We start from the raw sequence: 8,752 nt of genomic DNA, 5'->3' as shown, positions 1-8,752 counted from the left end.
GCCCCGCGTCGCGGTGTCGTGCGTGCAGACCGCCGACGCCCACCGCCGCCGCGGGCTCGCCGAGGTGGGCACGGGCGCGCTCGTCGAGTGGGGACGGTCGCTGGGCGCCGAGGAGTGTCACCTCCACGTGTTCGCGGACAACTCGGCCGGTCGCGGCCTGTGGGCCAAGCTCGGGTTGGCCCCGCATCATTCGATGCGCCACCTCGTCGTCGTCGAAGGTTCGGCTCCGCCGTCCGCGCGATCCGATCCGGGGTAATAGACTGCTCGCCATGCGCCTGGCCACCTGGAATGTGAACTCGATCAGAGCTCGACGGGACCGTGTCGTGGCCTGGCTGGAACGCTCGGACGTGGACGTGCTGGCCATGCAGGAGACCAAGTGCAAGGACGACCAATTCCCGCACGAGGCGTTCGAGGAGCTGGGGTACCAGGTCGCCCACCACGGGCTCAGCCAGTGGAACGGTGTGGCCGTGGCCTCGCGGGTGGGGCTCGACGACGTCCGGCTGGGCTTCGACGACATGCCCGGTTTCCACAAGGACCCCGAGGTCACGCAGGACCCGGAGGCGCGCGCCATCTCGGCGGTGTGTGACGGTGTCCGCGTCTACAGTCTCTACGTCCCCAACGGCCGCGAGCTGGCGGACCCCCACTACACCTACAAGTTGGAGTGGCTGGCCCGGCTCCGCGACCACGCCTCCGCCGAGCTCGCCGCCGACCCGGCCGCGCAGGTGGCCCTGGTGGGCGACTGGAACGTGGCACCCCACGACGACGACGTGTGGGACATGGAGGTGTTCGACGGCAAGACCCACGTCTCGGAGCCCGAACGGCAGGCCTTCGCCGCCTTCGACGGAGCGGGCTTCCGCGAGGTCACCCGCGAGTACACCCCGGGCCCCGGCGTCTACACCTACTGGGACTACACCCAGCTGCGCTTCCCCAAGAAGCAGGGCATGCGCATCGACTTCCAGCTGCACTCACCGGAGTTGGCGGCACGGGTGACGGGCGCGTTCATCGACCGCGAGGAGCGCAAGGGCAAGGGCGCCTCCGACCACGCCCCCGTCGTCGTGGACCTCGACTGATACCGCCACCTCGTCCCAGAACCAGGAGCTCCCGCAGATGTCCACGTTCCAACTCCGTCACTACATCGACCGGCTTCGCGCCGAGGGCTTCACCGTGCGCGACGACCACGGTGAGGACCCCGACCTCATCGACATCAACGGCAGGGCCGTGGACACGTGGCGGGAGAACTACCCGTACGACCACCGGCTGGACCGCAATCAGTACGAGGTGGAGAAGTACCTGCTGCAGATCGAGCTGCTCAAGTTCCAGAACTGGCAGGCCGAGTCGGGTCACCGGCACGTGATCGTGTTCGAGGGCCGGGACGCCGCCGGCAAGGGCGGGACGATCAAGCGGTTCACCGAGTACATCAACGTGCGCCAGGCCCGCGTGGTAGCGCTGATCAAACCCACCGAGACCGAGCTGTACCAGTGGTACTTCCAGCGCTACATCAGCCATCTGCCCACCCGCGGCGAGCTCGTGATGTTCGACAGGTCCTGGTACAACCGGGCCGGCGTCGAGCGGGTGATGGGGTTCTGCACCGACGCCCAGTACTCCACGTTCATGGAGCAGGCGCCCATGTTCGAGAAGATGCTCGTGGATTCCGGGATCGGACTGACCAAGTTCTGGTTCTCGGTCACCCGGGAGGAGCAGAAGACCCGGTTCGCGATCCGTCAACTGGACCCGGTCCGGCGGTGGAAGCTCTCCCCCATGGACCTGGAGTCCCTGGACAAGTGGGACAAGTACACCGCCGCCAAGGAGGAGATGTTCCGGCGTACCGACACCGACTGGGCACCCTGGATCACCATCAAGTCCAACGACAAGAAGCGGGCGCGCATCAACGCGATGCGCCACTTCCTCAACCAGTTCGACTACCCGGAGAAGGACCCGCAGGTCGTGTTCGACCCTGACCCGAAGATCGTCCGGCGCGGCAAGGTCGCCGTCGGGGACTGACTGAGCCCGCGAAGGAAGAACCCGCGCACAGGGCCCGTCGGGGACTGACTGAGCCCGCGAAGGAAGATCCCGCGCACAGGGCCCGTCGGGGAATGTCCGCGCGACGCCGCGCATTGCACAGGGTATGAGCCACACGAATGATCCGACCGTCATCACGCGCCTGCTCTCGGATCGCGGGCGGTGGGCCGTGGTGGGCCTGTCCTCGAATGCCGGACGCACCGCGTACGGGATCGCCGCCTACGTCCGGGACCTGGGCCACGAGATCGTCCCGGTCCATCCGAAGGCCGAGACGGTCCACGGGCAGCAGGGCTACCCGGACCTGGCGTCAGTGCCGGGGGAGATCGACGTCGTGGACGTCTTCGTGAACTCCCAGCTGGCTGGCGGCGTAGTGGACGAGGCCATCGCAAGGGGGGCGAAGGCGGTCTGGCTGCAGCTGGGCGTGATCGACGAGGACGCCGCCCGGCGGGCCGCGGACGCCGGTCTCGACGTGGTGATGAACGCGTGCCCGGCCATCGAGGCGCCGCGGCTGGGGCTGCGCTGAGGCGACCCGCGCCGGGGATCAGTACCCGGTGGAGGCCAGCCCCACCATGGCGATGATGAAGACGAAGTAGAGGACCACGAGTCCCCCGAAGATGGCGAGAGAAATGAGGCCCAACTTCTTGGCGGAGGCGCTCGCGGCCTCGGCCTCTGCGTGGTGCCCGGCCGCCCACAGCGGGTAGACATCCGAGGCGCGGGTCATCGCGACGAACGACAGCGGCCAGAAGAACAGGAGCGAGGCCACAGCCCACCCGATGTTCGACGGCGGGCCGGGTCGAGCGGACCCGGGCGGACCGGTGAACGCCCCGGTGCCCTGACTCCCGTAACCGGGGTGCTGGCCGTACGAGGGTGCGCTCTGGCCGTAGGACGAGTCCTGCCAGTAGCCGGACTCCTGACCCTGAGACGGGCCCGCACCAAACGGGGAGTCGGAGGGGGAACCGGGGTAGCTCGGGTTCGTCATGGCCGAATCGTATCCCCGGAGTGAGGTCGGCCGAAACACCCTCGTGCAGAACGCACGACTTATCCGGCCGGAGTGGGGCCGGACGCCTCCCCCACCGGGGTCAGCGGGGGGCGACGAGGAGTTGGTACTCGGGGAAGCGGATGAGGAAGCGGCGGACATAGCTGCACACCGGCCGGACCTTGTTCCCGTCCAGACGCATCCGGGTGAGGACCAGACTGACCAGCAGGCGAGCGATGCCCTGCTGACCGAAGTGCTCCTCGATGACGGTGTGGAGAAGGATGTAGACCTCGCCGTCCTTCTCGTACCCCACCAGGCCCATGAACGTCTCGCCGTCCCACAGTTCGAACCGGTCTCTATCGGTGTTGTGGACCAACACCAGTGACTCTACTCGGGACATGGGGCTCCTTCGGCAGGGTGTGTTCCACACGTGATCCTACTCGCCGGGGTACGCTCGCCCGGCACAATTTCATACTCGTCCACACGGGAGTCCGCTTCGGAGCGCGGGCTGAGAGGACGGCCAGCCGGGTCGTCGACCGTTGAACCTGTCCGGGTCATGCCGGCGTAGGGAGAAGTGAACATCATGGGCAGAAACACGTCCACCACCAGCGAGAACACTGCCTTGATCGAGGCAGTGACCTGCGGGCCCATCCATTCCAGCAGCAAGTCCTACCTCGAGGTCCCGGCGGAGGGCAGCACGCTGAGCGTGCCCGTCCGTCGGATCTCACTGACCAACGACACGACGTTCGACGTCTACGACACCTCCGGCCCGTACACCGGGTACGCCGACGCCGGGGAGTGCCACGACCTCGCCTCCGGACTTCCGCCCACTCGCGACGGCTGGGCCCACCCGGAGGCCGTCCCGGCCTCGCCCGAGGACCCCACGCCGGTGCGGACCCAGCTGGCCTGGGCCCGCGCGGGCCACATCACCCCGGAGATGCGTTTCATCGCCGCGCGCGAGGGGATCGACGTGGAGGTGGTGCGGACCGAGGTGGCGGCCGGCCGCGCCGTCATCCCGGCCAATCACCGCCACCCGGAGAGCGAGCCGATGATCATCGGCAAGCGCTTCCTGACCAAGATCAACGCCAACATCGGCAATTCCGCGGTCACCAGTTCGATCGCGGAGGAGGTCGAGAAGATGGTGTGGGCGTCCCGGTGGGGCGCGGACACCATCATGGACCTGTCCACCGGGCGGGACATCCACGAGACCCGCGAGTGGATCATGCGGAACTCCCCCGTTCCCGTGGGGACCGTGCCGATCTACCAGGCACTGGAGAAGGTGGGCGGCGATCCGACCGCGCTGACCTGGGAGCTCTACCGCGACACCGTCATCGAGCAGTGCGAGCAGGGCGTGGACTACATGACCGTCCACGCGGGTGTGCTCCTGCGGTACGTCCCGCTCGCCGCCAAGCGCGTCACCGGGATCGTCTCGCGCGGAGGCTCGATCATGGCGGCGTGGTGCCTGGCGCACCACCGCGAGTCGTTCCTCTACACCCACTTCACCGAGCTCTGCGAGATCCTCGCACGCTACGACGTGACGTTCTCCCTCGGTGACGGCCTGAGGCCCGGATCGATCGCGGATGCCAACGACGAGGCGCAGTTCGCCGAACTCCGCACGCTGGGTGAGCTCACCCGGATCGCCAAGCGCCACGGCGTCCAGGTGATGATCGAGGGCCCCGGGCACGTGCCGATGCACATGATCGTGGAGAACGTGCGGCTCGAGGAGGAGTGGTGCGAGGAGGCGCCCTTCTACACGCTGGGGCCGCTGGCCACGGACATCGCACCGGGTTACGACCACATCACCTCCGCCATCGGCGCCGCGCGGATCGCGGAGGCGGGTACGGCGATGCTCTGTTACGTCACCCCCAAGGAGCACCTGGGCCTGCCCGACCGGGATGACGTCAAGACCGGCGTGATCACCTACAAGATCGCCGCTCACTCCGCGGACCTGGCCAAGGGGCACCCGGGCGCGCAGGCCCGCGACGACGCGCTGAGCACCGCGCGGTTCGAGTTCCGTTGGCGGGACCAGTTCGCCCTGGCGCTCGACCCGGACACCGCGCTGGCCTACCACGACGCGACCCTGCCCGCCGAGCCCGCCAAGACCGCCCACTTCTGCTCGATGTGCGGTCCCAGGTTCTGCTCGATGCGCATCTCCCAGGACATCCGCGACTACGCCGCCCAGCACGGCATGGACACCGTCGAGGCGATCGAGGCCGGGATGGCCGAGAAGTCGGCCGAGTTCACTGGACAGGGATCCCGCGTCTACCTGCCGATCACCGAGTAGTAGCCGGCCGGGGCACGGCAGTAGCCGGTCAGGGCGTGGCGCGGGCCGGCGTGCACTCGCGGGCCGTCTCGAAAGCCTGCTGCAGGCGCTGCGTCGTGGCCGCGTCCTGCCGTCGGGGGATGCCGTCACCGGAGATGAGCATCGCGTCCCAGTCGGCATCGGTCACCAGAGACCGATCGGGACGCGGCTCGTCGGAGGCCGGGACGTCCACCGTCACGGTGAGCACACCGGTGTGCCCGGCGGGCTCGCGGTTGAGGTAGTACACGAAGTTGCCCAGACCGAAGTGGACGTAGGCGTCCCCGACCCAGCCCGCGCCGTTGACCCGGTGCGCGTGGTTGCCCAGGATCACGTCCGCGCCGGCCGCCTCGAGCTCACGGGCCGCCGCGATCGCCTCGTCGCCCGGGCACGTGTAACCCTCGAGGCCCCAGTGCACATAGGCGACCACCACGTCGGCCTCCTGCCGCGCCTCGCGGACCGCCCGCAGCAGTCGATCGCGGGGCAACGCGGACGCGATTCCCGGTCGCCCGGGTCCCGCCGCGTAGTAGCTGGTGGTCTCCTCCACGATCTGGGAGGCACTGACGAACGCGACCTTGACACCCCGCACGTCGAACACCTCGGGCGCGAAGGCCTCGGACTCGTCGCGACCGATTCCGATCACGGGGATCGGCGACTGGTCGATGGCGTCGAAGGTGTCCGCGAGACCGACCTCCCCGAAGTCGACGGCGTGGTTGTTGGCCATGGTCACCACATCGACACCCGCCCCGGCCACGGCATCGAGCGCACCGGCGGGCGCCCGCCAGGTGAACGGCTTGCCCGGCACCGGCGTCCCCCGCTCGGTGAGCGCGGTCTCCAGGTTCACCATGGACACATCCGCCCGACCCAGGCTCGTGCGCAGCTCCGCCAACGACTCGGGATCGCGGGCCAGAGGAGCGAGATGGTTCTCGAAATGGACGTCGCCGGCGAAGGCCAGAGTGATCTGCTCGGCAGGCCGCACGGGAGGGGCGACGGGATCGACCTCGTCGTCGTCACCGGTCGGTGCGCTACCCACCAGACCCGCGCCGATCGACCGGGCGCCGTCGACCGACACCGCGCCCCGCCCCAGGGCGACTCCCCCGAGCATGCCGGCGGCCAGCCCCACGACGAGCCCCACCGCCGTCCCCACCGCCAGACCTCGTCGGGCACCGCGGCCACGGAGAACCGTGCGGCGGGAGGCCGAACGCTCGGCGCGCGCGGCGGCGTCCCGCGCCCTCGACGCGGGGGTCGATATCGATGCCATGCGGCGCGACTCACTCCACTAGATCGGGCGACGCCGGCTACGACGTCGCGGGGCCAGCCCCGACGCGAGGTCGAGTCGGGTGCGCGGACTCAGGCGTCCCGGCGCAGGGTGATCACCAGTCCTGCGACCCACAGCGCCACGCAGACCGCCGCGAACCACGCGAAGGCCGGCCACTCGCCCCACGTGATGAACCCGCGCGCGGTCTCACCCTGGGTCCAGTAGTCACCGTTGGCGAACGGCATCCAGCCGGCAATGTCCTGCCCCACCCGCGGGATCAGCGAGACCATGCCCTCGAGAGCCAATGTCCACACCAGGAACAAGGAGATCGTACCGGCGGCGTTGCGCATGATGTACGCCAGCCCCATCACGGCGACCGTGCCCAGCGCGGCGTAGACCGGGAACCGTACGAGGTACGTCAGCCCGTCCCCTGAGAACGGGGTCCAGGAGTCCAGTCCGGACAGGGCCCCCGCCACCAGTAGCGAGAGCACCACCGCAACGGCGGTCACGACCATCGACATCACGGTGAACAGCACGGTCTTGGCCACCACCGCAGGCCACCGCGACGGAGAGGCGAGGAAGGTGGCCTTGTTCGTGTGGTAGCGGTACTCGCCGGTCACGGCGACGATCGCCGCGATCCACGCGAGGATCACGGTGAAGGCGCCGACTCCCAGGATCGCGAACAGCGGGTCGCCCCCGCCGCCGGGTTCCCCGACGATCGGGTCCCCCGCCGAGGGCTGCTCGAACTGGCCGATGATCGCGGCCAGGCCGAGGGCGAGGGCGATGCCCAGGCCGTACAGCCAGTAGGCGCTCTTGGTTGTGGTGACCTTGATCCACTCGGACTTCAGCAGGTTCATCGGGTGGTCTCCTGACCGTGGTACTCGACGTCCTGATCGGTGAGCGCCATGAAGGCCTCCTCGAGCGACGCCCGCTTCTCGTGTAGTTCGTGGACGGTGATCCCCAGGCTGGCTGCGAGCTCACCGACCTGGGAGGCGGGCAGCCCCTCGACGAGGAACGCTCCGGCCTCGGGGTCGAAGGTGGCGGTGATCCCCTCCTCCCGGGCGGCGGCGGTGAACTCGTCGACGTGCGGAGTCCGGAGGAGGACGGAGGACGTGGCCGCGGAGAGGAACTCCTCGACGGATGTCTGGGCGCGGAGCACCCCCCGACCGATGACGACGAGGTCCTGGGCCGTCTGTGCCATCTCCGACAGCAGGTGGCTCGACACGAGTACCGTCCGGCCCTCGGCGGCGCGCGCGTGCATGAAGCGGCGGATCCAGAGGATGCCCTCGGGGTCGAGACCGTTGACCGGCTCGTCGAAGAGCAGCACCTCGGGGTCGCCGAGCATGGCGGTGGCCAGCCCGAGACGCTGGCGCATGCCCAGCGAGTAGCCGCCCACCTTGCGGCCGGCCACGTCGCTCAGCCCGACCAGCGACAGCACCTCGTCGACGCGGGTGGCGGGCAGACCACCAGCGGCAGCGATCATCTTCAGGTGCGCGCCCGCCGACCGGTTGGCGTGGGTCCAGGACGCGTCGAGCAGGCACCCGACGGTGTGGGTCGGGCGCTCGAGTTCCCGGTAGCGCCGGCCGTTGATCAGCGCCTCACCCGAGGTGGGGGTGTCCAGGCCGACGATCATCCGCATGGTGGTGGACTTCCCGGCCCCGTTCGGGCCGAGAAAGCCGGTGACGACACCCGGCCGGACCACGAAGCTGAGGTCCTCGACCGCCGTAGCGGCGCCGAAGCGTTTGGTGAGATTGCGTACCTCGATCATGGTCTCCAGTGTGCATGCCGGAGCGCGGGAAGCGGGCTCCTCCCACTCAGCTCCCGTACAGGTGTGTCAGGGCTTACGCTCGTCCCATGGATGACGACCGCCCTGATCCCGGCCCCGAGCTCCCGTCGATCCGCGCCTCGGACCACGAGCGTGAGGCGACGGCGAGGTTCCTCCAGCAGTCCTACTCGGAAGGGCGCCTGACCCTCGCCGAGTTCGACGAGCGGACCACCAAGGCCTACGGGGCCCTCTTCCAGTCCGACCTGGCCGAACTCACCCGCGACCTGTCCCCCGCCCGTCGCGACGGCGGGGCCGCGCCCGCAGCGCACCGCGATGCGGCACCCGCACGCAGGGTCACCGGGGGGAGCGGTCCGTCGACGTCCCTGGCGTTCATGGGCGGGTGCGAGCGCAGGGGCGCGTGGACGGTTCCGGCGG

The 8,752-nt window shown here is 69.3% G+C and carries 11 protein-coding genes; 6 read left to right on the top strand and 5 right to left on the bottom strand.

Features of this window, described 5'->3' with window-relative positions; translation table 11 throughout:
• From G6028_RS08455 to G6028_RS08440, 4 genes are all read left to right on the top strand, one after another.
• Positions 1 to 256: GNAT family N-acetyltransferase (locus tag G6028_RS08455; RefSeq protein WP_182658620.1), on the top strand; the 256-nt coding region annotated here is incomplete at its 5' end.
• Positions 257 to 269: 13 nt separating this feature from the next.
• Positions 270 to 1,070 (top strand): exodeoxyribonuclease III, encoded by an 801-nt coding sequence (locus G6028_RS08450; protein WP_182616972.1) that lies wholly within the window; start codon positions 270 to 272, stop codon positions 1,068 to 1,070.
• Between the two features lie 37 nt (positions 1,071 to 1,107).
• The gene (ppk2, locus tag G6028_RS08445) at positions 1,108 to 2,001 is read left to right on the top strand and encodes a polyphosphate kinase 2 (protein WP_179523458.1); all 894 of its coding nucleotides are present in this window, start codon (positions 1,108 to 1,110) and stop codon (positions 1,999 to 2,001) included.
• Between the two features lie 124 nt (positions 2,002 to 2,125).
• The gene (locus G6028_RS08440; protein ID WP_182616970.1) at positions 2,126 to 2,542 is read left to right on the top strand and encodes a CoA-binding protein; all 417 of its coding nucleotides are present in this window, start codon (positions 2,126 to 2,128) and stop codon (positions 2,540 to 2,542) included.
• A gap of 18 nt (positions 2,543 to 2,560) precedes the next feature.
• Here G6028_RS08440 and G6028_RS08435 read toward each other — a convergent pair whose 3' ends face one another.
• Together G6028_RS08435 and G6028_RS08430 are read right to left on the bottom strand one after the other, a co-directional pair.
• On the bottom strand, positions 2,561 to 2,998 hold the full coding sequence (locus G6028_RS08435) for a CD225/dispanin family protein (RefSeq protein WP_182658619.1): 438 nt from the start codon (positions 2,996 to 2,998) through the stop codon (positions 2,561 to 2,563).
• Positions 2,999 to 3,098: 100 nt separating this feature from the next.
• Positions 3,099 to 3,395: a GNAT family N-acetyltransferase gene (locus tag G6028_RS08430; protein WP_182658618.1), complete on the bottom strand. Its 297-nt coding sequence runs from the start codon at positions 3,393 to 3,395 to the stop codon at positions 3,099 to 3,101.
• 183 nt (positions 3,396 to 3,578) lie between these two features.
• Here G6028_RS08430 and thiC point away from each other — a divergent pair, with 183 nt between their 5' ends.
• Complete coding sequence (gene thiC, locus G6028_RS08425; protein WP_241730638.1) at positions 3,579 to 5,279, top strand: phosphomethylpyrimidine synthase ThiC; 1,701 nt, start codon at positions 3,579 to 3,581, stop codon at positions 5,277 to 5,279.
• Positions 5,280 to 5,307: 28 nt separating this feature from the next.
• Here thiC and G6028_RS08420 read toward each other — a convergent pair whose 3' ends face one another.
• The 3 genes from G6028_RS08420 to G6028_RS08410 form a co-directional block, all read right to left on the bottom strand.
• On the bottom strand, positions 5,308 to 6,555 hold the full coding sequence (locus tag G6028_RS08420) for a CapA family protein (RefSeq protein ID WP_182658617.1): 1,248 nt from the start codon (positions 6,553 to 6,555) through the stop codon (positions 5,308 to 5,310).
• 89 nt (positions 6,556 to 6,644) lie between these two features.
• On the bottom strand, positions 6,645 to 7,409 hold the full coding sequence (locus G6028_RS08415; protein WP_182616967.1) for an ABC transporter permease: 765 nt from the start codon (positions 7,407 to 7,409) through the stop codon (positions 6,645 to 6,647).
• Positions 7,406 to 8,320: an ATP-binding cassette domain-containing protein gene (locus tag G6028_RS08410; protein WP_182616965.1), complete on the bottom strand. Its 915-nt coding sequence runs from the start codon at positions 8,318 to 8,320 to the stop codon at positions 7,406 to 7,408. Before G6028_RS08410 ends, G6028_RS08415 begins: the two co-directional genes overlap by 4 nt.
• 86 nt (positions 8,321 to 8,406) lie before the next feature.
• On the opposite strand from G6028_RS08410, the gene G6028_RS08405 reads away from it, so the two are divergent.
• The coding region (locus tag G6028_RS08405; protein ID WP_182658616.1) for a DUF1707 SHOCT-like domain-containing protein at positions 8,407 to 8,752 on the top strand (346 nt) is incomplete at its 3' end.

It is taken from the genome of Dietzia cercidiphylli (assembly GCF_014145145.1).
GTDB lineage: Bacteria > Actinomycetota > Actinomycetes > Mycobacteriales > Mycobacteriaceae > Dietzia > Dietzia natronolimnaea.
Note: the sequence above shows the minus strand (reverse complement) of the source record. Positions and strands in the feature narration are given on the sequence as shown.